At 41.1% G+C, this 26,514-nt stretch carries 20 protein-coding genes; 19 read left to right on the top strand and 1 reads right to left on the bottom strand.

The window, feature by feature from the left end; all coding sequences use genetic code 11:
• The first annotated feature begins 78 nt into the window (after positions 1–78).
• From dnaE to JOC77_RS11020, 8 genes are all read left to right on the top strand, one after another.
• Complete coding sequence (dnaE, locus tag JOC77_RS11055; protein WP_204543173.1) at positions 79–3,435, top strand: DNA polymerase III subunit alpha; 3,357 nt, start codon at positions 79–81, stop codon at positions 3,433–3,435.
• A gap of 117 nt (positions 3,436–3,552) precedes the next feature.
• The gene (ystJ, locus tag JOC77_RS11050) at positions 3,553–4,791 is read left to right on the top strand and encodes an NADP-dependent malic enzyme (RefSeq protein WP_204543171.1); all 1,239 of its coding nucleotides are present in this window, start codon (positions 3,553–3,555) and stop codon (positions 4,789–4,791) included.
• Positions 4,784–5,416: a FadR/GntR family transcriptional regulator gene (locus JOC77_RS11045; protein WP_204543169.1), complete on the top strand. Its 633-nt coding sequence runs from the start codon at positions 4,784–4,786 to the stop codon at positions 5,414–5,416. The genes ystJ and JOC77_RS11045 overlap by 8 nt, the downstream gene beginning before the upstream one ends.
• 149 nt (positions 5,417–5,565) lie before the next feature.
• A complete protein-coding gene (gene accD / locus JOC77_RS11040) occupies positions 5,566–6,435 on the top strand; it encodes an acetyl-CoA carboxylase, carboxyltransferase subunit beta (RefSeq protein ID WP_204543167.1) in 870 nt (289 codons plus the stop codon).
• Positions 6,429–7,406, top strand: coding sequence for an acetyl-CoA carboxylase carboxyl transferase subunit alpha (gene accA, locus JOC77_RS11035; protein WP_204543165.1), 978 nt, complete (start codon positions 6,429–6,431; stop codon positions 7,404–7,406). The genes accD and accA overlap by 7 nt, the downstream gene beginning before the upstream one ends.
• A 489-nt stretch (positions 7,407–7,895) precedes the next feature.
• Entirely contained in the window at positions 7,896–8,858 is a 963-nt protein-coding gene (pfkA, locus tag JOC77_RS11030) for a 6-phosphofructokinase (RefSeq protein WP_204543163.1), read from the top strand.
• A 45-nt stretch (positions 8,859–8,903) separates the two neighbouring features.
• Positions 8,904–10,664: a pyruvate kinase gene (gene pyk, locus JOC77_RS11025; RefSeq protein ID WP_204543155.1), complete on the top strand. Its 1,761-nt coding sequence runs from the start codon at positions 8,904–8,906 to the stop codon at positions 10,662–10,664.
• Positions 10,665–10,809: 145 nt separating this feature from the next.
• Positions 10,810–11,196: an FxsA family protein gene (locus tag JOC77_RS11020; protein WP_204543153.1), complete on the top strand. Its 387-nt coding sequence runs from the start codon at positions 10,810–10,812 to the stop codon at positions 11,194–11,196.
• Positions 11,197–11,239: 43 nt separating this feature from the next.
• Here the strand turns inward: JOC77_RS11020 and ytvI are convergent, their stop codons facing one another.
• Complete coding sequence (gene ytvI / locus JOC77_RS11015; protein ID WP_204543151.1) at positions 11,240–12,361, bottom strand: sporulation integral membrane protein YtvI; 1,122 nt, start codon at positions 12,359–12,361, stop codon at positions 11,240–11,242.
• Between the two features lie 209 nt (positions 12,362–12,570).
• On the opposite strand from ytvI, the gene JOC77_RS11010 reads away from it, so the two are divergent.
• From JOC77_RS11010 to JOC77_RS10960, 11 genes are all read left to right on the top strand, one after another.
• On the top strand, positions 12,571–13,032 hold the full coding sequence (locus JOC77_RS11010) for a DUF441 domain-containing protein (RefSeq protein ID WP_204543149.1): 462 nt from the start codon (positions 12,571–12,573) through the stop codon (positions 13,030–13,032).
• 388 nt (positions 13,033–13,420) lie between these two features.
• A complete protein-coding gene (gene citZ, locus JOC77_RS11005; protein WP_204543147.1) occupies positions 13,421–14,536 on the top strand; it encodes a citrate synthase in 1,116 nt (371 codons plus the stop codon).
• 127 nt (positions 14,537–14,663) lie between these two features.
• Complete coding sequence (gene icd, locus JOC77_RS11000) at positions 14,664–15,935, top strand: NADP-dependent isocitrate dehydrogenase (protein WP_204543125.1); 1,272 nt, start codon at positions 14,664–14,666, stop codon at positions 15,933–15,935.
• Between the two features lie 73 nt (positions 15,936–16,008).
• A complete protein-coding gene (mdh, locus tag JOC77_RS10995) occupies positions 16,009–16,947 on the top strand; it encodes a malate dehydrogenase (protein ID WP_204543123.1) in 939 nt (312 codons plus the stop codon).
• A gap of 180 nt (positions 16,948–17,127) precedes the next feature.
• Positions 17,128–17,604 (top strand): MaoC/PaaZ C-terminal domain-containing protein, encoded by a 477-nt coding sequence (locus JOC77_RS10990; protein ID WP_204543121.1) that lies wholly within the window; start codon positions 17,128–17,130, stop codon positions 17,602–17,604.
• A gap of 188 nt (positions 17,605–17,792) precedes the next feature.
• Positions 17,793–18,512: a response regulator transcription factor gene (locus JOC77_RS10985; RefSeq protein WP_204543119.1), complete on the top strand. Its 720-nt coding sequence runs from the start codon at positions 17,793–17,795 to the stop codon at positions 18,510–18,512.
• Positions 18,509–20,305, top strand: a complete 1,797-nt coding sequence (pnpS, locus tag JOC77_RS10980) for a two-component system histidine kinase PnpS (RefSeq protein ID WP_204543117.1) — start codon at positions 18,509–18,511, stop codon at positions 20,303–20,305. The genes JOC77_RS10985 and pnpS overlap by 4 nt, the downstream gene beginning before the upstream one ends.
• A 311-nt stretch (positions 20,306–20,616) precedes the next feature.
• Positions 20,617–23,247 carry a DNA polymerase I gene (gene polA / locus JOC77_RS10975; RefSeq protein ID WP_204543108.1) on the top strand — a complete coding sequence of 877 codons (2,631 nt, stop codon included), beginning with the start codon at positions 20,617–20,619 and terminating at the stop codon, positions 23,245–23,247.
• An 18-nt stretch (positions 23,248–23,265) separates the two neighbouring features.
• Positions 23,266–24,096 carry a DNA-formamidopyrimidine glycosylase gene (gene mutM, locus JOC77_RS10970; RefSeq protein ID WP_204543106.1) on the top strand — a complete coding sequence of 277 codons (831 nt, stop codon included), beginning with the start codon at positions 23,266–23,268 and terminating at the stop codon, positions 24,094–24,096.
• Positions 24,097–24,162: 66 nt separating this feature from the next.
• The gene (gene coaE, locus JOC77_RS10965; protein WP_204543104.1) at positions 24,163–24,783 is read left to right on the top strand and encodes a dephospho-CoA kinase; all 621 of its coding nucleotides are present in this window, start codon (positions 24,163–24,165) and stop codon (positions 24,781–24,783) included.
• A gap of 138 nt (positions 24,784–24,921) precedes the next feature.
• Positions 24,922–25,953: a glyceraldehyde-3-phosphate dehydrogenase gene (locus JOC77_RS10960; protein ID WP_204543102.1), complete on the top strand. Its 1,032-nt coding sequence runs from the start codon at positions 24,922–24,924 to the stop codon at positions 25,951–25,953.
• Positions 25,954–26,514: the final 561 nt, after the last annotated feature.

Below are 26,514 nucleotides of genomic sequence, written 5' to 3'. Positions count from 1 at the left end.
ATGAGAACATATTTTCTTTTTTTCCAGTTAACCTCTATAATTAAAGAGTCAAAAGCCTTGTTAAGGGTGGGGAAATAAATGGCTTTTATTCATCTTCACGTACAGAGTGCATATAGCCTGTTATCAGGCACTGCGAGTATCAAGGACCTGGTCTCAAATGCGAAAGCTAAGAACTATGAGGCCCTTGCGCTTACAGACAGAAACGCGATGTATGGTGTTATTGATTTTTATAAAGAGTGCCTTAAGCAGAAAATAAAGCCGATTATTGGATTGACAGCGGATATTTTGCACGAAGATATAGGTGCTTATCCTCTAGTGCTGCTCGCTAGAAATAACAGGGGATACCAAAATCTTCTTAAAATCAGCAGTGCGATTAAAACAAAATCTCCTGAAGGACTTCCTCTAAAATGGCTGAAGGCCTATTCGGAAGGACTCATCGCCTTAACTCCGGGCAAGGAAGGAATTATAGAAAACCTGCTGCTGAAGGACGAGAAAGAAAATGCCTTGACGCACCTATCCACGTTTAAATCCATGTTTGAAGACAAGTCGTTCTATTTTACAGTGCAAAGAACCGGATTGAATGAAGAAGAGAAGCTGAACAGAATGCTGCAGGAGCTTTCCAATGAAACTGATACCGAACTTTTAGCCAGTAATCCTGTGTATTATCTAGAAAAGCCGGATTCTTTGGCTTTAGAGGTGCTTCTGGCCATTAAAAACGGCCAGAAACTAAGTGATGAAAATCGGCGCAGGTTAGAAACGAATGAAAATTATTTAAAAGACAAGGCTGAAATGGCTGCTCTTTTTCACGATCTGCCAGAGGCTCTTGAAAATACAATCCGAATTAGTGAAAGCTGTAATGTTCTAATAGAATTTAATCGAAAGCTGCTTCCTAAATACACGTTAGAAAAGGGAAGCACCTCTGAGAAAATGCTCGAGAAATATTGTGAAGAAGGGTTTAGCGAAAGATACCGGAATCCTTCAGCTGAACATCGTGATAGACTAAGATACGAGCTTGAAATTATCAAGAAAATGAATTTCAGTGATTACTTCCTGATTGTTTGGGACTTTATGAGATTTGCCAGACAGCAGAACATTTTAACCGGTCCTGGCCGTGGCTCGGCAGCCGGAAGCATGGTTGCTTATGTACTCAAGATTACAGATGTTGACCCAGTAGAGCATGGTCTTTTATTTGAGAGATTTTTAAATCCTGAGCGTATATCCATGCCTGATATAGATATTGATTTCCCGGATACCAGAAGAGATGAAGTGATATCCTATGTTGCTAATAAATATGGTGAACTTCATGTTGCCCAGATTATTACATTTGGGACAATGGCCGCCAAAGCTGCCTTAAGAGATGTCGGGAGAGTTTTTGGGTTAAATCAGAAAGAGCTGGAAGGGCTGTCAAGAATGATCCCTAGCAGGCTTGGGATTACTCTTGAGGCAGCATTAAAGGAATCAAAGCTATTACAAAACTTTATAAGTGAAAATGAATTTAACCAGAATTTGTTCCAAACAGCTTTGAAACTGGAAGGACTCCCAAGGCATACCTCCACACATGCAGCTGGAATTGTTATTTCGGATATGCCGCTGACAGAGCTGATCCCTATCCAGGAAGGACAGGAAACCATTCATCTTACACAGTTTCCAATGGAGAACCTGGAAGAGCTTGGATTATTGAAAATGGACTTCCTTGGACTTAGAAACTTAACACTCATTGAAAATACTCTTGATATGATCCAGAAGGGGACTGGGAAACGTCCTCATCTTGGAGAGCTGCCGCTTCAAGATCCGCAGACTTTTGATCTCTTGGGAAAAGGTGAAACCACCGGAGTCTTTCAGCTTGAATCAGAGGGAATGCGGAACGTGCTTACCAGGCTTAAACCGACTCGCTTTGAGGACATTGTTGCGGTAAATGCCTTGTACCGGCCGGGACCGATGGAAAATATTCCGCTGTTCATTGAACGGAAACATGGAATTCAGCCTCTTGAATATCCTCATAAAGATCTAGAACCCATTTTACTTCCAACCTATGGAGTTATCGTATATCAGGAGCAAATTATGCAGATTGCCGCTAAACTGGCAGGATTTTCGCTGGGGGAAGCGGATTTATTAAGAAGGGCTGTGTCAAAGAAGAAAAAAGATGTTTTAGATAAGGAAAGAGCCCATTTTGTTGAAGGTGCAAGTAAACAGGGATATGAAGAAAAAACAGCGAATGAAGTGTATGACTTAATTGTCCGATTCGCGAATTACGGCTTTAACAGAAGCCATGCAGTAGCTTATAGTTTCATTGCCTATCAGCTTGCTTATTTAAAAGCTCATTATTTCCAGTACTTTATGGCTGCTCTTTTGACATCGGTGATTGGGAATGAAGATAAAATTGCCCAGTATATCAGAGAGTTAAAATCAAAGGGCATTTCTGTGCTGCCCCCTTCTATTAATAAGAGCCATTTTGCTTTTAAGGCGGAAAAACAGGGAATCCGTTATAGCATAGCCGCCATAAAGGGAATAGGGGCTGCTGCGCTCCGCGATATCTTTCAGTCAAGAAGGAAAAAATCATTCGAGGATCTTTTTGACTTTTGTCTGCGCGTCTCATCTAAAGCAGTTAACCGCAAATCTTTAGAGGTGCTTGTCCATTCAGGAGCCTTTGATGAGTTTGGGGAAGACAGAGCTACTTTGCTTGCAAGTCTTGATGTGGCACTGGAGCATAACGAGCTGGTTAATCCGGATGACGACCAATTCGATCTTTTTGCAAATAGTGAGTTCACCTTAAAGCCAAAATATTTAAGAGTTGAACCCATTCGTACCCTGGACAAGCTTGAATTGGAAAAACAGGCGCTCGGCCTTTATTTATCAGACCATCCCGTTACTCCATTTAAAAAGCTTTTTCAGGACTTCGGGTCTATTTCCATTCACGAGGCTGTGGAGAGGGAAATGAAAAAGGCCTATATCCCTGTTTATGTAACGGAGGTAAAGACCATCCGGACGAAAAAAGGCGAAACGATGGCATTTCTATCTGTTAGCGATGAAACGGGCGGCCTGGAGTGTGTTGTATTCCCAAATGTTTATAGAAACAAATCCCTTCATTACAAAAAGGGAAATGTGTTCATGCTGCATGGATCAGTTGAAGCCAAGGATGGAAAAAAACAGCTTATTATTCAGGATTCTTACTCTATAGAAGAGCTGGAGTCACTATCTAAGGATGAAGCTTCCAGGCTGTATATTAAAGTCGAAAAAACGAAACACACCAAAGAGTTATTAACCCGGATTAAGAAGCTTCTGCAGAATTACAAGGGAAACACAAAGGTCGTTCTTTATTACGAAAAAGAAGAACGGTATGTACAGCTCCCTATGGATCATTGGGTTATTGCCAGTGAGGAATGTTTAAAGCAGCTAGGCCGTTTAGTAGGCAGTGAAAATGTAGTGTTAAAGTAAAGCTAAACCTTTACAAGCAATAAAGATATGTTATATTAAACAAGAGAAAACGTGGTCAGACCACTTTAATACAAAAGATCATATTCGACTTCTTTATGATCTGAGGAGTGAATCCAGTTGACATTAAGAGAAGAAGCCTTGCACATGCACAGAGTAAACCAGGGCAAATTAGAGACGGTTTCTAAAGTACCTGTAAAAAACGCAAATGACTTAAGTCTGGCGTACTCTCCAGGTGTAGCAGAGCCTTGTAAAGCCATATATGATAAGCCCGAAACAGTATATGAATATACGATGAAGGGAAATACTGTAGCTGTTGTTACAGACGGTACGGCTGTGCTGGGACTGGGCAATATAGGCCCGGAAGCTGCCATGCCGGTAATGGAAGGCAAAGCGGTGCTCTTTAAGAGCTTCGCCGGGGTAGATGCTTTTCCTATCTGTTTAAATACGAATGATGTTGATAAAATTGTTGAAACGGTAAAGCTGCTAGAACCAACTTTTGGCGGTGTTAACCTAGAAGATATAGCAGCGCCTAATTGTTTTGTGATTGAAGAGCGTCTTAAAAAAGAAACAAATATTCCTATTTTTCACGATGACCAGCACGGTACAGCAATCGTTACGGCAGCCGGCCTGGTAAATGCCTTGAAAATTACAGGAAAAAGAATGTCTGAAATTAAAGTAGTTGCAAACGGTGCTGGTGCTGCTGGAATTGCTATAATTAAGCTGCTCTATTCATATGGAGTAAGAGATATCATTATGTGCGATTCCAAAGGTTCCATTTATGAAGGACGTCCTTTTGGAATGAACGATGTAAAGGATGCAGTTGCGAAATTTACAAACCGGGAAAAGCGGGGCGGCAGCCTGGAAGAAGTCATTACAGGTGCTGATGTGTTTGTGGGGGTTTCTGTCGCTGGAGCATTAACGAAAGCAATGGTAGAAAGCATGAATCCTGATCCTATCATCTTTGCAATGGCCAATCCTGTGCCGGAAATTATGCCCGAAGAAGCCAAACAGGCTGGCGCAAAAGTGGTGGGCACTGGCCGCTCTGATTTTCCAAACCAGGTGAACAACGTATTAGCCTTCCCCGGTATATTCAGAGGTGCTCTTGATGTTCGAGCTACACATATAAACGAAAAAATGAAAGTAGCGGCAGTAGAGGCCATCGCAGGCCTTATCAGTGATGATGAACTGCAGCCTGATTATGTAATCCCGGCACCATTTGACGCAAGAGTGGCTCCGGAAGTAGCTGCTGCTGTTGCAAGGGCAGCGATGGAAACGGGTGTAGCACGGCTAAAAGTCGACCCGGAAGACATTAAGGCTAAAACGCGCATGCTTTCTGCAATTGGCAAAGATGAATGATAACCGGGCGGCTTCTGCTAAAAGTACACAACCAAAGATTTATTTGGATATTGTCGAAAAGCTGAGGCTCATGATCCAGGACGATGGCTTGCTGCCGGGAGATAAGATACCTTCTGAAAGGGAACTTTCTGAGCGCCTACAAGTAGGGCGCTCTTCCGTAAGAGAAGCTTTAAGGTCACTAGAACTGCTCGGCCTGATTGAAACCAGGCGCGGTGAAGGAACATTTATTAAAGTCTTTCAAGAACATCGATTGGTTGAATTGCTTGGAGCTTTTTTTCTACTCGATGAAAAGACCAGGAACAATTTGCGAGAAACTAAAATATTATTAGAACAGGCATGTCTCCAAGGGTTGATGCAGAAAACGCCGCCTGAAAAAATGGAGGAAATGATTCAATGGGCGGAAAGCCATGATTGGGATGATGAAATATTCTTTAAAAAAATCTTTCAATTAAACCCGAATCATTTATTAGAGCGTATCTGGATTGTTGTTAACAGCTATGAAAAATCATCAGGCAAAACAAGCCGGATGGCGCAAAAAAAGCTTTATGTGGATTTGCTTCATGCTCTTAAAAACAAGCAAGGGCAGGATGTCAACAGCATTTATTTAAGTGGGTTAAGAAAGTAAGGAGAATATAAATTACCAAGTGATGGCTGTTTTTAAATATCTTCGTCAAGATCATCCACGGACGAGCATTGCCATAAACATGAGCTTCAGGCAAAATATTCGCTGATGCTTTTAGAAATGCGGCTGGAAGTTTAGGGGAGGTTTCATCATTGATAAAGGATTTATTTTCAAAATCTAAAAAGAAAAAGTATGCTACCATCCCTTCAGAGCGAGGAAGACAAGATGTACCAGAAGGGATTATGACAAAGTGTCCTAAGTGTAAAAAAATCATGTACACGAAGGAGCTGCTTAAAAATCTTAAGGTTTGCATGCATTGCGGATTCCACCATCCAATGAAATCATCAGAAAGAATTAAAAGCCTTTTTGATGAGAAAAGTTTTACAGAGCTTGATCAAGATATCGTTACAATCAATCCCCTTGATTTTCCGGGATATGAAGAAAAAATTAAATCAGACATGGAAAAATCCGGCTTAAACGAGGCGGTTGTAACAGGAACCGGGAAAATTAACGGCCATTCTGTTTCAGCAGCTATTATGGATGCAAGCTTCCGTATGGGGAGTATGGGCTCTGTAGTCGGCGAAAAAATTACTAGAGCAGTGGAAAAGGCTGATGAACTTGGTGTTCCTTTTGTTATTTTTACTGCTTCAGGGGGCGCCCGTATGCAGGAAGGTGTGTTAAGCCTTATGCAGATGGCCAAAACGAGCGTAGCGCTTAAGAGATTTAGTGAGAATGGCGGCCTTTATATTGTCATTATGACTCACCCTACAACGGGAGGAGTTTCGGCAAGCTTCGCCTCTATGGGTGATTATAATCTGGCGGAGCCGGGAGCTTTAATTGGCTTTGCAGGCAGGCGTATTATTGAACAGACAATCCGGGAGGAGCTTCCGGAAGATTTTCAAACCAGCGAATTCCTATTAAAGCATGGCCAGCTGGATGGAGTGATCCATAGGCAGGAGCTGAAAGAAACGCTTGCAAATATTTTAGACATACATTCGCCGGGTGGTGAGCTGAATTGGTAGGAGAATTGGAGTTCGAAAAGCCAATAGTAGAACTTAAAAGGAAAATTGATGAGCTGAGAAAAATAACAAAAGAGGCGGATGTCGACCTGTCCTCAGAAATCGAGAAACTTGAAAAAAGGCTTTCTAACCTGCAATCCGAGGTCTATAACAATATGAAGCCTTGGGACAGGGTTCAGGTAGCGAGGCACCCTGGCAGGCCTACTACTCTTGATTATGTATCACACATCTTTACAGATTTCTTTGAATGCCACGGAGACAGATACTTTGGTGATGATGCAGCCATCGTCGGGGGAATTGGTAAGTTCCAGGGAATTCCTGTTACTATTGTAGGCCATCAGAGAGGCAAGGATACAAAGGAAAACATTAAACGTAACTTCGGGATGCCCCATCCTGAAGGGAACCGAAAGGCTCTTAGGCTTATGAAGCAGGCTGAGAAGTTTAACCGTCCTATTGTATGTTTTATAGATACGAAAGGCGCTTATCCCGGTAAAGCAGCAGAAGAACGCGGACAAAGCGAAGCAATTGCCCGAAATATCTATGAAATGAGCGGACTCAAGGTTCCGATTGTATGTATCGTCATTGGAGAAGGAGGAAGTGGGGGAGCACTGGCACTTGGAGTCGGTGACCGCATTCTCATGCTCGAAAATTCCACATACTCTGTTATATCTCCTGAAGGTGCAGCTGCTTTGCTTTGGAAGGACGCTTCATTAGCAAAGAGAGCTGCAGAAACTATGAAAATTACGGCACCTGATTTGAAAGAGCTGGGTATAATAGATGAAATAATCCCAGAAGTAACTGGTGGAGCCCATAAAGATATTCTCGAACAGGCAGGGCTTATTGAAGCAGCTCTTCTAAAAGCGCTTAGGGGGCTGCAGAACCTTCAGAAGGATGAATTGGTTGAGCATCGATATCAAAAATTCAAAAGAATCGGTGAATATTCGTTTTCGCAGAATTATACAGGGGTAAAATAAACGTGCAGCATTTTTGTGCACGTTCTCTTTTATTTTTACGGAAATTTTGTTAAACTGTTATTTTGTATATCTGTTATTTATATTTTATAATATGTATGTTATTTCACAAACTAAGGTTATGATATCTGGCTGCTTATAAGAATAGCCGGTCAGGTTCTTTCCTCCCTCGTATAGATAGGGTAGTTAGATGGTTTTCCTTCTTATAGCGTAAGAAAACTGCTGGTTTGCTCTTTAGTCCTTAGCAGTGGTGTATACCGGTTTTTCTAATTTTATAAAATAGGTTTGGCATAATATGTCTATACTACTTTTATATTAGAATTTTATCTGCCAGTACCGGCCATTTAGTGTTAAATCTCTTTTAAGGATCCGTTTATTGCCAGGGCCTGGATCCTTTAAATACATACACAGGATATACGGGACAAACAGGCATTAGATTTGGGCATCAGCCTGAATTGCCGCAGCTGTTATTTATTAATTGGGGTGATTTTCTTGAAAAGAATAGGTGTATTAACCAGTGGAGGAGATTCCCCTGGTATGAATGCCGCGGTTCGCGCGGTTGTAAGAAAAGCGATCTTTCATGAAGTTGAAGTTTTTGGTATATACCACGGCTACGAAGGGCTGATTAAAGGTGACATTAAAAAGCTTGAAATTGGGTCAGTTGGTGATATTATCCACCGGGGAGGAACCATGCTGTTTTCAGCCCGCTGTCCGGAAATGAAAACGGAAGAAGGACAGCAAAAAGCGATTGAGCAGCTAAAGAAGCATGGCATAGATGGCCTTGTAGTCATCGGGGGTGATGGTTCTTACATGGGAGCCAAAGCATTGACTGAAAGAGGTTTTCCTTGTGTAGGAGTTCCCGGCACGATTGATAACGATATACCTGGAACTGAATTTACAATCGGCTTTGATACAGCTATCAATACGGTTATAGATGCTATCGATAAAATCAGGGATACAGCAACATCCCACAAAAGAACCTATGTGATTGAAGTAATGGGACGGGATGCTGGGGATATCGCTCTTTGGGCGGGTCTTGCCGGGGGTGCTGAATCCATCCTTATACCTGAATCAGCTGAAGATATCAATCATGTTGTTGCCCGCTTGAAACGCGGCCAGGATAGAGGAAAAAAACACAGCATCATCATAGTAGCCGAAGGTGTAGGAAGTGCTGTGGAGATTGCAAAGCAAATAGAGGAGCTTACAGAGTTCGAAACCCGGGTATCTGTGTTAGGGTATATCCAAAGAGGCGGCTCTCCAACGGTTGCAGACCGTGTTCTTGCAAGCAGGCTGGGCGCGCAGGCTGTCGCACTGCTGTTAGAGGGGAAAGGCGGGCGTGCTGTAGGAATCGAACAAAACAGGCTTGTTGACTATGATATTATCGAAGCTCTGACTCAGAAAAAACACACAATTGATCAAGGAATGTTTGATCTTTCCAAAGAGTTATCTATTTAAGGTATAGAAATTATGAGCAATTATTATTGGGAGGTAAAAAGAAACATGCGTAAAACTAAAATCGTATGTACGATAGGACCGGCTAGTGAAAGTGTAGAAAAGTTAACTGCTCTGGCAGAAGCCGGCATGAATGTTTGCAGACTGAATTTTTCTCATGGAGACTTCGAAGAACATGGCGGAAGAATTAAAACAATCCGTCAGGTGTCTGAGACTACTGGGAAGCAGCTGGCTATCTTATTAGATACGAAGGGGCCTGAGATCAGAACTCATAATATGGAGAATGGCGCTATTGAGCTCAAATCAGGTGAAACTGCTGAAATTTCTATGACAGAAGTGACGGGCACAGCTGAGAGATTCTCTATAACATATGAAGGATTAATGGATGATGTTCGTGCAGGCTCTAAAATCCTTCTAGATGATGGTCTTATCGGTTTAGAAGTCATAGATGTTAGAAAGCAAGAAGGAATAATCCAGACAAAAGTCTTAAACAGCGGTGTTCTGAAAAATAAAAAAGGTGTAAACGTCCCAGGAGTTTCTGTTAAACTGCCAGGAATCACTGAAAAGGATAAACAGGATATTATCTTTGGAATAGAGCAGGGTGTCGACTTCATTGCCGCTTCTTTTGTAAGACGTGCTTCAGATGTACTTGAAATTCGTGAACTATTAGAACAGCATAATGCTTCACACATTCAGATCATACCAAAGATTGAAAACCATGAAGGCGTGGAAAATATCGATGAGATCTTAGAAGTTTCAGATGGTCTGATGGTTGCCCGTGGAGACTTAGGGGTTGAAATTCCGGCAGAAGAGGTTCCTCTTGTTCAAAAAGAATTAATCCGAAAATGTAATATATCAGGCAAACCAGTTATCACTGCAACACAAATGCTGGATTCTATGCAAAGAAACCCGCGCCCGACTCGTGCTGAAGCGAGCGATGTTGCAAATGCCATCTTTGACGGCACCGATGCGATCATGCTTTCAGGCGAAACTGCTGCCGGTTCTTATCCTGTTGAAGCTGTAGAAACGATGCATAATATTGCTTCCCATACAGAAACGGCTTTAAACTATAAAGAAATTGTTGCTGCACGAAGCAAAGACAATGAGAATAATGTAACGGATGCGATTGGTCAGTCGACAGCATATACTGCATTAAACTTAGAAGCTGGAGCCATTATCACTCCAACTGAAAGCGGTCATACAGCGCGAATGATCTCTAAGTACCGTCCTAAGGCACCAATCATTGCAGTGACTTCCAGCGATAAAGTATCCAGAAGGCTGGCTCTTGTATGGGGCGTCTATCCTCAAATTGGGCAGGCAGCTGCTTCTACTGATGAAATGCTTGATATCTCTATCGAAAAAAGCATTGAATCTGGAATTGTAAGCCATGGAGATCTTGTAGTCATCACAGCTGGTGTACCGGTTGGGGAAACAGGAACCACTAACTTAATGAAAATTCATGTATTGGGCGATGCAACGATTAAAGCTCAAGGGATTGGAAGAAAATCTGCTAAGGGTAAGGTAGTAATAGCAAGAAACGCTGAAGAAGCGAACAGCAAAGTGACTGATGGCTGTATACTAGTGACCTATGGATCTGATCGGGATATGATGCCTGCAATTGAAAGATGTGCTGCCCTAATTACTGAAGAGGGAGGCTTAACAAGCCACGCAGCGGTTGTAGGAGTAAACCTGGGCATTCCAGTTATCGTTGGAGCTGAACAGGCTACATCTATCTTAAAAGATGGCCAGAGTGTAACTGTAGATGCCCGCCGCGGAACGATCTACGAAGGACATACAAAAGTACTTTAATCTTCTCGTTTAAAAAGGGTGACAGGCAAAGAAACTTAAAGCTTTGCCTGTCACCCTATTCTTATATTTCTATATTTAATTATGTATATAAGCTGTACATGTTACAATTGTATAAATGAAGCCTTTTTTAACAGGGGGATTTTAGATGAAAATTCTTTTGGCTATTTTTATTGTTGTACCCGCATTGGAAATAGGCGCTTTTTTGCTGGCTAGTAAAACAGCTGGGGTGTTCCCGACTATTCTGTTTATCATATTGACTGGGATTGCCGGATCATATCTTGCTAAAAAACAGGGGCTGGAAACGATTAGAAAAGTACAGCAGGATTTGAGCTATGGAAAAATTCCGGGTGAATCAATCATTGACGGAGCATGCATCCTGATTGGCGGCTGTCTGCTTGTGTCACCTGGTTTTATTACCGATTTTTTAGGATTATTTCTGCTTCTGCCGCCGCTAAGATCCTTAATTAAGCCTTTGATCAAAAAATATCTGCGCAATTCTATAAATAAAGGAAGAATTAATATTATACGCTGACAGAACCTTGGCTTTTACAGCCAAGGTTCTTTTTTTATGGTCCTTAAACAGATGGCTCGTCGCCTTTTATAAATGCCCATAGGTCTTGAAATACGTTTGCCCTGTGGAGTGTAGAAAGAACGACTAAAATAACCGGTCCGACAATTAAACCAAGGAAGCCAATTGTTTTAAATCCAATAAATAGGGCAATAAGTGTTGCGAGCGGATCAAGTCCGATACTTGAAGAAAGTACTTTAGGCTCCATAACTTGCCGCTGGACGAGAACCACCAGATAAAGAATCCCGAGTCCAAGGGCCTGGCCCGCATCGCCTGAAATAGCTTCAAAAAGAATCCAGGGAACAAACACGGCTCCCGTTCCAAGGTATGGGAGTATATCAACAATTCCGCAGACCAGAGCAATTGTGATGGCGTAATCAACGCGTAAAACAAGCAGCCCGATTAATACAATAACAGTAGTAATGGAAATCAGGGTGAACTGCGCTTTGATAAAACCAAATAAGGCTTTTTTCAAATCGAGAAATACTCTTCTGCTGCTGATTCTCACTTTTGCAGGCAAAACCCTGTTTCCTAACTGAGATAATTTGTACCAGTCTTTACTGATAAAAAAGGTAGCCAGAAGGGAAAAGACAAGAACTGTCGCTGCATTTGGAAACCAGCCTAAGATAGCTGGGATGTTTTGGAAAAACCCCTGAATAAAATCTCCGGCAGAGGTAGCTATCTTTTTGCCTGCAATTTGGATATTATTCATTACGGTGTCCTGCTGCCCTGAATCAAGGCTGTTAAAGTAAGCAGTGAATTTATTGTATTGAGGCAGTATTACTGTAGCAATAAGCGATTCTATGTAGTCGATAAGAGTTTCTATGTGCTGAGGTACAACTTCTGCCAGATAATTGGCTCCTGAAACTATTTCGGTAATTAATAAAGTAATCATCCCAGCAAGCAAGCTGATAATGGCCAGCAAGGCGAGCAGGACGGATAACCCTCTGGGCATCTTACCTTTTTGCTGAAAAATGTTAACAAGCGGATTGATTAAAAAGGCAACGAAAAAAGCGATGATGAAAGGATATGTATATTTCCACAGATAAAGCATTGCCATAATTACAGCTATAACAGCTGCTGCTGTGATGCAAAAACGAACAAATCTATAGATATATGCAGGGTTCAAAGACATTCCTCCTTCCGCAGGCGAGCGGGTTGTTCTATTTAATCATATTGTGTTTCTGTTAATTTTATTTTATCTGCGGATGTTTAAAAAAGAAAGGGTTCAAAGCTAATAGTTTTCCATTAATAGCTAAAATGTATAAATATAGGATGAGTTGCAGACTCTACCGGTAAAAATTATATTATGAAAATGTTTATGAAAGGAGGAGTATGATGTTTTGGAGTCCGGTTTTATTTTTAATTCTGCTTCTGAGTATTGGGTTAATAGCCAGGAACTACTCATTGGTATTTTCAGCAGGCTTCTTATTGCTTGTAAAAGCAGCCGGATTAGATGCTAAAATATTCCCGCATCTTCAGGCAAAGGGAATAAATTGGGGAGTTACCGTAATAACCATTGCGGTATTGGTGCCTGTAGCCACTGGATCCATTGGATTTAAAGAATTAGGGGAAGCTTTAAAGTCCCCTTATGCCTGGATTGCATTAGGATCAGGCATTGCGGTAGCACTCATTGCAAAAAACGGGCTGGTCCTTCTCGCCGAGGATCCTCACCTTACAGCAGCCCTGGTATTCGGAACAATTATAGCAGTATCACTTTTTAAAGGGGTGGCAGTAGGACCATTGATTGGTGCAGGGATTGCTTATATATGTATGAGGTTTATAGAGCTGTTCAAATAGGGCAGCTCACCCTTCTGAAAAGAATCAAGGGAAAAGCGAATTTTAAAGCTGCTTCTTTATTCTAATAAAATAATTAATTATTTATTTAAGGCGTTTTCGTTCACAAATATCTGATAATTGTTTATAATAAAATATGTAAGCGCCTACTTAATAGTTTTATATAATAGGAACTTTCGGCAGAGAAATGAGCAAGCGCTCAGCCAGGAGTTTCGGGAGGATGCTGAAGGGGTAAAATATTAAATATTTACTATGTCCTTAGGTCATGAGAATTTTAGTGCCAGGCCTGCAGCCTTATTGCATAAAAGTACATAGGAGAGATATTTTGCCGAAAATAGTCTTTATATATTTTTATATATTGGGGAAATTTTTCTAAAAAGGAGAGGTTTTTATGACAGCAACTAAAGGTCTTGAAGGAATAGTAGCAACAACTTCCTCTATTAGTTCCATCATTGATGATACTTTGACATATGTTGGGTATGATATTGATGATTTAGCGGAAAATGCTAGTTTTGAAGAAGTTTTATACTTACTCTTGCACCGCCGCCTTCCAAATCAAAGCGAGTTAGAGGAATTAACTCAGCAGCTGGCTTTAAATGCTGAGCTTCCTAAAGAAGTGCTCGACCATTTCAAAATGTATCCTATAAAAGACGTCCACCCGATGGCCGCTCTTCGTTCTGCAATTTCATTGCTAGCTCTATATGATGAAGAAGCTGACGTAATGGATCCTGAAGCGAATTACCGTAAAGCCATCCGAATCCAGGCTCAAATTCCTTCAATCGTGACAGCGTTTTCCCGCGTAAGAAAAGGTCTTGAACCTGTAGCGCCGCGTACAGATTTAAGCTTCGCAGCCAATTTCTTATATATGCTCAGCGGGAAGGAACCATCTTCTATTGAAGTTGAAGCCTTTAACAAAGCGCTTGTCCTGCATGCTGACCATGAATTAAATGCTTCTACCTTTACTGCACGTGTATGTGTAGCTACTCTATCAGACATCTATTCCGGTATTACTGCTGCTATCGGTGCTCTAAAAGGACCTCTTCATGGCGGGGCAAACGAAGCTGTTATGAAAATGCTTACAGAAATTGATTCTGTTGAAAATGTTACATCTTATATTAGTGAAAAGCTTCAAAATAAGGAAAAAATTATGGGCTTCGGCCACAGGGTCTACCGAAAAGGGGATCCGCGTGCGAAGCACTTAAGAGAAATGTCAGAAAAATTAACGAAATTAACTGGCCAGTCTAAATACTATGACATGTCTGTCAGGATTGAGGAGTTGGTTACTACTTCAAAGCCTCTTCCGCCAAACGTAGATTTCTATTCTGCATCTGTTTACCACAGCCTTGGAATTGACCATGATTTATTTACGCCAATCTTTGCTGTGAGCAGAACTTCTGGCTGGCTTGCACATATCCTGGAGCAGTATGATAATAACCGCCTCATCCGTCCTCGTGCTGAATATACTGGACCGGATATGCAGAAATATGTTCCAATTGAATTAAGATAGGCTGGTAAAGTGCGAAAAGTTTTCTATATATTTAAATATATAGTAAATTAAAAATAGAAAGAGAATATGAAAGGTTAGATGACTAGTAGTCATCTAACCTTCGACTTTGAAAATGGAGGAATTTATAATGACTCAAGGGCAAAAAATCACTGTAGAGAACGGTACTTTAAATGTGCCTAACAATCCAGTCATTCCTTTTATCGAGGGTGATGGAATCGGGCCAGATATCTGGGCGGCTGCTTCCCGTGTATTAGAAGCTGCTGTTGAAAAAGCATACAATGGTGAAAAACAAATCGTTTGGAAAGAAGTTCTTGCAGGCGAAAAAGCATTTAACCAAACAGGAGAATGGCTTCCGTCTGAAACTCTTGATGTAATCCGCGAATACATAATCGCAATTAAAGGGCCACTAACTACACCAGTAGGCGGAGGAATCCGTTCACTAAACGTTGCGCTTCGCCAGGAACTGGATCTATTTACATGCCTTCGTCCTGTACGCTATTTCGATGGTGTTCCTTCACCAATTAAGCGTCCAGAAGATACTGATATGGTTATTTTCCGTGAAAATACTGAAGATATCTATGCTGGTATCGAATACCAAGAAGGTTCTGAAGAAGTTAAAAAGGTAATCCAATTCTTAAAAGAACAAATGGGCGTGAACAAAATCCGCTTCCCGGAAACTTCAGGAATTGGCATTAAGCCAGTTTCCAAAGAAGGAACTGAGCGATTAGTCCGCGCTGCGATCAATTATGCAATTAAAGAAGGCCGTAAATCTCTGACTCTTGTACACAAAGGTAATATCATGAAGTTTACTGAAGGTGCTTTCAAAAGCTGGGGCTATGATTTAGCTGAAAAAGAATTCGGCGATCAAGTTTTCACATGGGCTCAGTATGACCGCATTAAGGATGCTGAAGGAACAGATGCTGCAAACAAAGCACAGGCTGATGCTGAAGCTGAAGGCAAAATTATTGTAAAAGACTCCATTGCAGACATCTTCTTACAGCAGATTCTTACACGTCCAAAAGAGTTTGATGTAGTAGCTACTATGAACTTAAATGGAGACTATATTTCCGATGCACTTGCAGCGCAGGTTGGCGGCATTGGTATTGCTCCAGGAGCAAACATCAACTACGAATCAGGACATGCTATTTTTGAAGCAACTCATGGTACGGCACCAAAATATGCTGGCCAGGATAAGGTAAATCCCTCTTCCGTTCTTTTATCTGGTGTATTAATGCTTGAACACCTTGGATGGACTGAAGCGGCTAAAATGATTATCAGCTCAGTAGAAAAAACCATTTCTTCTAAGGTTGTTACGTATGATTTTGCACGTTTAATGGATGGGGCAACAGAAGTAAAATGCTCTGAATTCGCTGACGAACTAATCAAAAACCTGGGATAATCAAACGGTCAGGAGGCAGGCAGGAATTCTGCCTGCCAATCCTGTATACCTATGAATTTGAGGAGGAAACCACATGACTTTAAGACGCAAAAAGATCTCTGTAATTGGCGGAGGCTTTACTGGTGCAACGACTGCATTTTTGCTTGCACAAAAAGAATTAGGAGATGTGGTTTTAGTTGATATTCCACAGGCTGAAAATCCTACTAAGGGTAAAGCTCTTGATATGCTTGAAGCGAGCCCTGTACAAGGATTTGATGCCAACGTAACTGGAACCTCCAGCTATGAGGATACAAAGGATTCAGAAATCGTAATCATTACTGCTGGTATTGCACGCAAACCAGGCATGAGCCGTGATGATTTAGTTCAGACTAACCAAAAGGTTATGAAATCTGTCACACATGAAATTGTTAAATATTCTCCTGAGAGCACGATTATTGTGCTTACAAATCCTGTAGACGCTATGACTTATACGGTATTCAAAGAATCCGGATTCCCTAAAAACCGTGTGATCGGCCAATCTGGTGTTCTGGATACTGCACGCTTCCGTACTTTTATCGCCCAGGAGCTTAATCTTTCTGTAAAAGATATCACTGGATTCGTACTAGGCGGCCACGGTGATGATATGGTTCCGCTAGTGCGCTATTCCTATGCTGGTGGAATTCCATTAGAAACGTTAATTCCTAAGGATCGTCTGGATGCGATCGTGGACCGCACACGCAAAGGCGGCGCTGAAATTGTAAACCTTTTAGGCAACGGAAGTGCTTACTATGCACCAGCAGCATCGCTGGTTGAAATGACTGAAGCAATCCTTAAAGACCAGCGCAGAGTACTGCCAAGCATTGCATACCTTGAGGGGGAGTATGGCTTCGAAGGTATTTACCTTGGAGTACCTACAGTCCTTGGGGCTAATGGAATTGAACAGATTTTTGAGCTGGAGCTTACAGAAGACGAAAAAGCTGCACTTCAAAAATCCGTTGATTCCGTACGTAATGTAATGAATGTTTTGGTATAATATCTGATTGTAAGTTTCCTTAAGGGGGACCGGCTGTTACAAAAAATAAAGCCGGTCTCTTTTTTTAACTTCTATCCTGATTTAAAACAGTTCGAGTGCCGGGTATATTCAGGTGAAATAAGTTATGAAGATGACGTTAGGCTGGCTATTTTAATTAATTTTTGGAGGTCGTGTGTTTACATGCTGCTAGGTAAGAAAAGAAAACTTGGTAGAGTCATTGATGAAATCAAAGTCGGAGAGAAACTTACGCTTACCGAAAAAATGGAAGACAAAGATTTATTATTATATTTGGGACTTACAAACGATGCGAATCCACTATACATACAGCATGATTATGCTTCCCAAACGAAATATCAAAAGCCTATAGTTCCTTCTATTATGCTGACTGGAATTTTAACTTCTGCAGTCTCAAAATATTTACCCGGGCCTGGAAGTCATATCCTTAAGCAGGAGTTGAACTTTCAAAAACCTATTTATCATTATGGAACAGTTAAGTTTCTTCTCGAGGTTGCCTATATTGATTATACAAATAAGACAGTTACTATATCTGTTCGAGGGGAGAACGAGGAGGACGAAACTGTAATCGATGGCCATTTTGTTGTCTGTCCCCCAGCTTTTATAGATGGAACAGATGGAAATGCTTTAGAAAACTTTTAAGAGTCCTGACACTTCGTAAAAAAGCTTGCAGAATGCTTCATTTCTCCAAGCTTTTTTTATTTTTTCATAAATAAACGGGACCCAGGGAATTGTCCTTTGTAGTTTGAAGTTAATTGTTTATAATAGGAATGTACAAATGGCTCACACTAATTGGTACAAGGGGAATTTATTTTCTTTGGGAGGAATTTATGAGCAAAAAAGTACTTGTAGTGGATGATGAGGAATCAATCGTAACTCTCCTTCAGTATAACCTTGAACAATCGGGGTTTGAGGTTTTAACTGCTATGGATGGGCAGGAAGGAATCAACAAAGCCTTATCAGAAGCACCGGATTTTGTTATTCTGGATCTGATGCTGCCTGAACTTGATGGAATAGAAGTATGCAAGCAGCTAAGGCAGAGAAAGGTCAATGTTCCCATTCTGATGCTGACCGCTAAAGATGATGAATTTGATAAAGTACTGGGCCTTGAGTTAGGCGCAGATGATTATATGACTAAACCTTTTAGTCCAAGAGAAGTGATTGCGAGAATTAAAGCGATCCTGCGGAGATCTCAAATTCAGGCAGAAAAAGCTGAACAGATTGACAATGACGATGGGGAACTTTTAAAGCTGGGCGGATTACAAATATATCCTGACCGTTATGAAGCTTATTTTGAAGAAAACCAGCTGGAATTGACTCCGAAGGAATTTGAATTGTTATTATACTTAGCTAAACATAAAGGAAGAGTACTAACCCGTGACCAGCTGTTAAGTGCTGTGTGGAACTATGATTTTGCAGGCGATACTAGAATTGTAGATGTTCATATAAGCCATCTTAGAGATAAGATCGAAGTGAATACAAAAAAGCCTGTCTATATTAAAACAATCAGAGGCCTTGGATATAAGCTAGAGGAGCCAAAAGGAGAATGAGCAAATACCGCTCAGGGCTCTTTTTGGCCTTAGTTATGTTATTATTGGCCGTGTTTCTTGGACTTGGAATAGTCCTTGGGCAGCTATTTAAAAATTATTACATAGATACTTACAATGATCGTCTTCAAAAGGAGACAAAGTTTGTCTCAAGCTATATTCAGGAAAACGATGGAGTCTCCTCTGCGGTAAAGAGCGGAAAAATTAACAGCTTAAAAGAAATGCTTGATTCAAATATTACTGTAGTCAACCAAGATGGAAGCGTGCAATATAGTACCGACGTAACACAGGAAAATAATAAGGCTGCACATTCCCAAACCATTGACCGCATTGTTAAAGAAAATTCGGGCGTGCATGCTCCGAATGAAGGCTACTCCGTATATGAAGGAAGGTATGATCAGCATTACTATTGGAAGAAGCTGAAATCAGACGGCGAAGCTGCAGGGTTTGTGATTCTCAGCAATCAAATCGATACATTAAAGAAAGCAAACCAGAAAATGTGGCTCATTCTTGCATTTAGCCTGGGTACGGCTTTAGTTGTGCTCCTGGTTCTTGCTGCCAGTATAACTTCCAGGTATACGAAGCCGATTGAAGCTGCGACTAGTGCAGCTATTGAGCTTGCGAAGGGCAATTACAGGGTTAGAACGTACGAGGAACATTCATCGGAAACCGGTATGCTGAGCAATTCCATTAACATATTAGCCAGGAACCTGCAGGAGATGGAAAATCTCAGGGAGATGCAGCAGGACCGCTTGGGAACTCTCGTCGAGAATATGGGGAGCGGTGTGCTCCTAATTGACAGCAGAGGTTATATCACGCTGATCAATAAAACATATCGGAATTTTTTTGGTGTTGACCCCCTCTACTTCTTATATCGTCTTTATTACGAGGTCGTTCAGCATAAAGAAGTCATATTAATGATTGAGCAGATTTTTATGACTGAACAAAGTCTAAAAAAACATCTGGTTTTGCCGGTTCATCTTGAAAGAAAGTATTTTGAGGTATACGGAGCACCCATTATTGGCAGCCAGGATGAATGGAAAGGAATCTTGCTCGTTTTTCATGATATCACGGAGCTTAAAAAGCTTGAACAGGTAAGGAAGGACTTCGTGGCAAATGTTTCTCATGAATTAAAAACACCAATAACTTCTATAAAGGGATTTACAGAAACATTGCTGGATGGAGCCCTTCATGATGAAAAATCTTTAAAGCATTTCCTTTCCATTGTATTAAAAGAAAGTGACCGTATGCAGACGCTTATCCAGGAACTCCTGGATTTATCTAAAATTGAGCAGCAGGGCTTCTCTCTATCCATTCAAAACCTGAACTTAACTAAATTATTACAAGAGACACTCCCAATTTTTGAACAGCGTGCCGCTTTGAAACAAATTAAACTCTCAAATAACAGCTCTGGAGACGCGATTGAAATAGAAGGAGATTATGATCGAATAAAACAAATACTAATCAATCTTATCAGCAATGCCATCTCTTACACTCCTCCCGGCGGATCCGTTGAAGTCAGCCTGGAGGAAGATAAAAAATATGCAAAAGTGAGCGTAAAAGATACAGGAATAGGAATGGCGCAGGAAGAGCTCCCGCGAATTTTTGAAAGGTTTTATCGTATTGATAAAGCCAGAAGCAGAAATTTTGGCGGAACGGGCCTTGGACTGGCTATCGTGAAACATTTGGTCGAGGCTCATCAAGGCAATATCCAGGTGAAAAGCGAGCCTGGTGATGGCACCGAGTTTACCGTGTTATTTAATCAAAAATTCAAGTATAAGCACAGCCTTGATTGAAGGGGTTTTTAAGGTTTTTACAATCCTTTTACATTTATCCCATCATTTCTTTACATAGAAAAGGTAGAATCATTTGTGAAAGACCCCTTCATCCAAGGAGCCATTAGAAAAGGCGGAAACTACCCCGTTTCCGTCTTTTCGCCTTTCTTGCATTCATATAAGCTGCCGTTATTTTTCTTTCGTAATATTCTCATGTTAGAATAGAGAGGGAAAAATAACGGCTTTTTTTATGCTTTTGATACATATGGTTAATAGGTTTTAAGCGTAGTTTGAAGTATTATGTCCGCTTTGATAAAAAGGAGGAGCATTCTTTGGAGAAAAAATTAGTATTAATAGACGGCAATAGTATTGCATATCGTGCTTTTTTTGCATTGCCGCTGTTAAATAATAATAAAGGTGTCCACACTAACGCAGTTTATGGTTTTACGATGATGCTATCGAGGATTTTGGAGGAAGAGCAGCCAACTCATATGCTTGTGGCTTTCGACGCGGGAAAGACCACATTCAGGCATGCGGACTTTACAGAATATAAAGGAGGCCGGCAAAAGACCCCGCCTGAGCTGTCTGAACAATTTCCTTTCATTAGGGAATTGCTTAATGCCTTTCAAATTTCACAATATGAACTGGAGAATTTTGAAGCGGATGATATTATCGGTACTCTTGCTGTCCAGGCTGAAAAAGAAGGGTTTAAGGTAAAGGTTATTTCGGGTGATAAAGATCTTACCCAGCTGTCGTCTGATAAAACAACGGTTGCAATTACCAGAAAAGGAATCTCCGAAATAGAAGAATACACTCCAGAGCATATCCAGGAGAAATATGGCATTACTGCGGCTCAGATTATAGACCTTAAGGGGTTAATGGGAGATGCTTCCGATAATATTCCTGGTATACCTGGTGTAGGCGAAAAGACTGCACTTAAGCTCTTGCAGCAGTTTGGGACAGTAGAAAATGTGATTGATTCTATACCTGAAATCAGTGGAAAGAAACTGCAGGAAAAAGTTGAAGCAAATAAGGATATGGCAGTATTATCCAAGCGGCTTGCTACCATTACAAGGGAAGCACCTATTGAGGTAAGCGTTGAAGATATAGAGTATTCTGGACCTAATCATGGAAAGGTTGCTGACATCTATAAAGAACTTGGCTTCAACTCCCTCCTTGAAAAAATGGATCTTCCTGATACCGGACAGGCAGAGGTGCTGCAGGATATTGAAGTAACCGTACTAAGTGAAATTACATCAGACATTTTTGCTGATGAGAATATACTATATGTTGAGATTTTAGGAGAAAATTACAGCCGCACAGATCCGTTAGGCCTCTCGATAGTCAATGAAAAAGGAAACTATTTTATTCCATTGGAAGCAGCGTTCGCTTCTGAACTGTTTAAAAATTGGGCAGCTGATGAGACGAAGAAGAAAGCTGTGTACGACGCCAAACGTTCCATTGTAAGTCTTGGCAGAAAAGGGATCGATTTAAATGGCATCTCTTTTGATTTATTGATTGCATCGTATATTTTAAATCCTGCTGAAAGCTCTTTAGATATTGCGGAAATCGCCATGCGGCATAATTACTCGCAAATTCAGTCTGATGACGCCTTTTATGGAAAAGGTGCCAAGCGAAAGGTGCCTGAGACCGCCTTGCTGGCTGGCCATTTAGGACGAAAGGCTAAAGCCATTGAAGCACTTGCTGAACCAATTTTAGATGCCTTAAAAGAAAACAGTCAGTACGAGCTTTTCAAGGACCTTGAACTGCCTCTGTCTTTAATACTTGCAGACATGGAGCTGCAGGGTGTGAAAATAGATTTGCAGCGCTTAAATGAAATGGGTATCGAAGTTTCAGAAAGACTTAAGGCTATAGAAGGGAAAATCTTCGAATTAGCTGGCGAAGCGTTTAATATTAATTCACCTAAACAACTCGGAGTGATTCTCTTTGAAAAGCTGCAGCTTCCGTCAGCAAAGAAAACGAAGACCGGATATAGCACATCTGCAGATGTATTGGAAAAGTTAGAGAATGAACACGAAATTGTAAGAGAAATTCTTCATTACAGACAGCTCGGCAAAATCCAATCCACTTATATAGAAGGATTACTGAAAGTGGTAGATCCCGAAACACATAAGGTTCACACACGCTTTAACCAAGCCCTCACCCAGACAGGCCGGTTAAGCTCGACGGATCCCAATCTGCAGAATATTCCGATCCGCCTCGAAGAAGGAAGAAAGCTAAGGCAGGCTTTTGTGCCTTCTGAAAAGGATTGGATTATCTTTGCCGCCGATTATTCGCAAATTGAATTGAGAGTCCTTGCCCATATTGCTGACGATGAGCGTTTGAGTGACGCATTCCATAAAGGAATGGATATTCATACTAAAACGGCCATGGATGTTTTCCATGTGTCTGAAGAGGAAGTCACCTCAAATATGCGCCGTCATGCAAAGGCTGTAAACTTTGGAATTGTGTATGGCATTAGTGATTATGGGCTTTCCCAGAGCCTAGGCATTACAAGGAAAGAAGCCGGCCTGTTTATTGACCGCTACCTGGAAAGCTATCCTAAAGTGAAAGAATATATGAGCGAGAGTATCCAAGAAGCTAAACAAAAAGGATTTGTAACAACCCTGCTGCAGAGGAGAAGATATATTCCAGAAATCACAAGCAGGAACTTTAATATAAGAAGTTTTGCAGAGAGAACAGCAATGAATACACCCATTCAAGGAAGTGCAGCTGACATCATTAAGAAGGCTATGATTAATATGAGTGAAAGATTGAAGGAAGAGAAGCTGCAAACCAAGCTCCTTCTGCAGGTTCACGATGAATTGATTTTTGAAGCACCTAAAGAAGAATTAGAAATTTTAATGAGGATTGTACCTGAGGAAATGGAAAATGCGGTTGAATTGCACGTGCCTTTAAAAGTAGATTATGCATATGGCCCAACCTGGTTTGACGCAAAATAAAACAAAAGGGGGATCAACATGCCCGAGCTCCCAGAGGTCGAGACAGTTAGAAGAACACTGATCGAATTAGTAACAGGAAAAACAATTGAAAATATCCAAATACATTGGCCAAAGATCATTAAAGCACCTGAAGAACAGCAGCAGTTTATTGATGCTCTTCGGGGGCAGACGATTCGTGATGTGGGAAGGCGGGGCAAGTTTTTAATCTTCGGCCTGGATGATTATGCCCTTGTTTCTCATCTTCGCATGGAGGGCAAATACGGCCTGTTTCCGGGTGAAGAACCTTATGATAAACATACACATGTGATTTTCATGTTTTCAGATGGCTCGGAGCTGAGATATAGAGATGTACGTAAATTTGGAACGATGCACCTCTTTAAGCGGGGAGAAGAGCTTCTGCATCCTCCGCTTCTCCATTTAGGTCCTGAGCCGATATCAAACGAATTCACGGTAGAATATTTAAGCGGCCGCCTGGCAAAAACAAGCAGAAAGATCAAACCTGTCCTGCTCGACCAAAATGTTGTTGTCGGCATAGGTAATATATATGTAGATGAAGCTCTTTTCAGAGCAGGTATTCATCCTGAAAGGATTGCTTCTCATTTAAATGATGATGAAATTAAGAGACTTCATAAAGAAATTGTTCTCACTCTTACCGAAGCAATTGAAAAAGGCGGCAGCACCATTCGTTCTTATGTAAATTCACAGGGTAAAACAGGCAGCTTCCAGCTGGAGTTAAATGTTTATGGCCGAAAAGGGGAAAATTGCAATATATGCAGCACTCCTTTGATGAAGCTGACAGTGGGCGGCAGAGGCACTCATATCTGTCCGGCATGCCAGACATTAGAGTAAACAGCATAAGCGCCTGGCGGGCTGCATCCCTGCTTGGTGCCACTAGAAAAAATAGGATGGATGATTATGAATAGAGTGATTGGGATAACAGGCGGCATTGCAAGCGGAAAAAGCATGGTCAGCAGTTATTTAAAAGAGCTGGGCTTTACGGTCATTGACGCCGATGCTGCGGCTAGAAAAGTGGTAGAACCAGGACAAAATGCGTATAAGCAGATCATATCTGCTTTTGGCAGCAGCATTTTACTGTCTGATGGAACCATAGATAGACCGCTAATGGGATCCATTATCTTTAATGACCAGGAGAAGAGGAAAACGCTGAACAGTATTGTCCATCCTGCAGTTAGGGCCTGGATGATTGAAAGAAAAGAGGAAGCCTTTGCAGCAGGCGAGCAAACCGTATTTATGGATATACCATTATTATATGAAAGCAATCTTACACATATGGTAGATGCCGCTGTACTGGTGTATGTGCCATACGATATACAGCTCGAACGCCTTATAAAAAGAAACAATTTCACAAAAGAGGAAGCCTTGTCGAGAATAAACGCCCAGCTGCCTATTGAGGAAAAATTGGCACTTTCCGATGCTGTTATTCATAATGAAGGAACTAGAGAACAATCAAAAAAACAAGTAAGAGAACTGTTGAAGAAGTGGGGAATAATAGGTGAAGAAAAACTCCAAGACTAATTCTTGGAGTTCTTTTCATTACCAAAAAAACTCATGGAATATCAACTATTTCATTATCACACTTAAAGTCATTTATGTTATACTAATCATGACTAGATACTTAATAAGTATAACTTAATTCGGGAGGAGCCGGAATATATGAAGGCTAGAGTAGCAATCAATGGATTTGGGCGAATTGGAAGAATGGTCTTTAGAAAGGCTATTTTAGAGAATGAACTTGAAATTATCGCGATTAATGCCAGCTATCCTGCTGAAACATTAGCTCATTTAATAAAGTATGACACTACTCATGGAAAATTCGAAGGAGAAGTAATTTCCCAAGAGGACAGCATTCTTGTAAATGGAAAGAAAGTTCTCCTGTTAAATAATCGTGACCCTAAATTGCTTCCCTGGAAAGAAATGCAAATTGATATAGTTATTGAAGCAACAGGTAAATTTAATTCAAAAGAGCAGGCAGCAGCCCACCTGGATGCTGGTGCAGCTAAGGTCATATTAACGGCTCCGGGCAAAAATGAAGACATTACAATTGTAATGGGTGTAAATGAAGAGAAGCTTGATATTGATATGCATCAGATTATATCTAATGCCTCCTGTACCACCAACTGCCTGGCTCCGCTTGTAAAAGTATTAGATGAGCAGTTTGGAATTGTAAACGGTTTAATGACCAGCGTCCATGCCTATACAAATGACCAAAAAAATATAGATAATCCTCATAAAGACCTGCGGAGAGCCAGAGCATGCGCCCAAAGCATTATCCCGACAACAACGGGTGCAGCCAAGGCCCTTTCTCTTGTGCTTCCGCATTTAAAAGGAAAACTGCATGGTATGGCATTAAGAGTCCCTACCCCGAATGTCTCACTTGTAGACCTTGTAGTGGATCTGAAGAGGGATGTTACTGTAAGTGAGGTAAACGATGCCTTGTATACGGCCTCACAAGGCTCCTTAAAAGGAATTTTAGGATTTACCTTAGAACCTTTAGTATCAGTAGATTTTAATACCGATCCTCATTCTGCCATTGTTGATGGACTATCTACGATGGTTATTGGAGAAAACAAAGTCAAAGTATTAGCCTGGTATGATAATGAATGGGGCTACTCCTGCAGAGTGGTGGATTTAGCTATGCATGTTGCGGAACAATTGAGATCTAAGCTTAAAGTAAAAGCAGGCTGATCATTAATCTTATGTTAACGTTCATTGTTGTTTTGGCACTATGCTGATCTTCGCTGCAGGCGGAGATCCTCGAAAATGCATTAGCATTTCCTTCGTGCGGTGAGAATTCGAGGATGGTGATTCAATGTCCTGCGCGAGGGGTCAGGGTAGAACCCGCATGCGTTAACGTGAGGACGCTCCCGGACCGCCCGCGGCAAGATTAACAGTCAGAAAAGATTTCTGTCCTTCAATGGCAGGAATCTTTTTTTTCTGGTCCCCTTGCTGGCCCAAGTAATTTTTAAGCCGGCCAGCTATCGGGAAGAGCGGAGCTTTTCACGATAGCCTTGAATTTTTAGAGGGAATAGATTAACAGAAGCATGGGAGGTTTTGACTATAAGATCCTAAATATATATTTTTTTTAAAAAGATATATTGCAAAACAAATATAAAATTAGTATACTAACTTTCGTGAACTTCTTATGAAGTGAGCGGATAGCTACTTAAAGGGTTAGGACCTCTTCGGACTAACTTTCCCCCGTGGTGGTTATTCTTTTATGTTGCAGAATTTTGGAAAACTTAATCA

Source organism: Peribacillus deserti, assembly GCF_016909175.1.
Lineage (GTDB): Bacteria > Bacillota > Bacilli > Bacillales > DSM-1321 > Paraperibacillus > Paraperibacillus deserti.
Note: the sequence above shows the minus strand (reverse complement) of the source record. Positions and strands in the feature narration are given on the sequence as shown.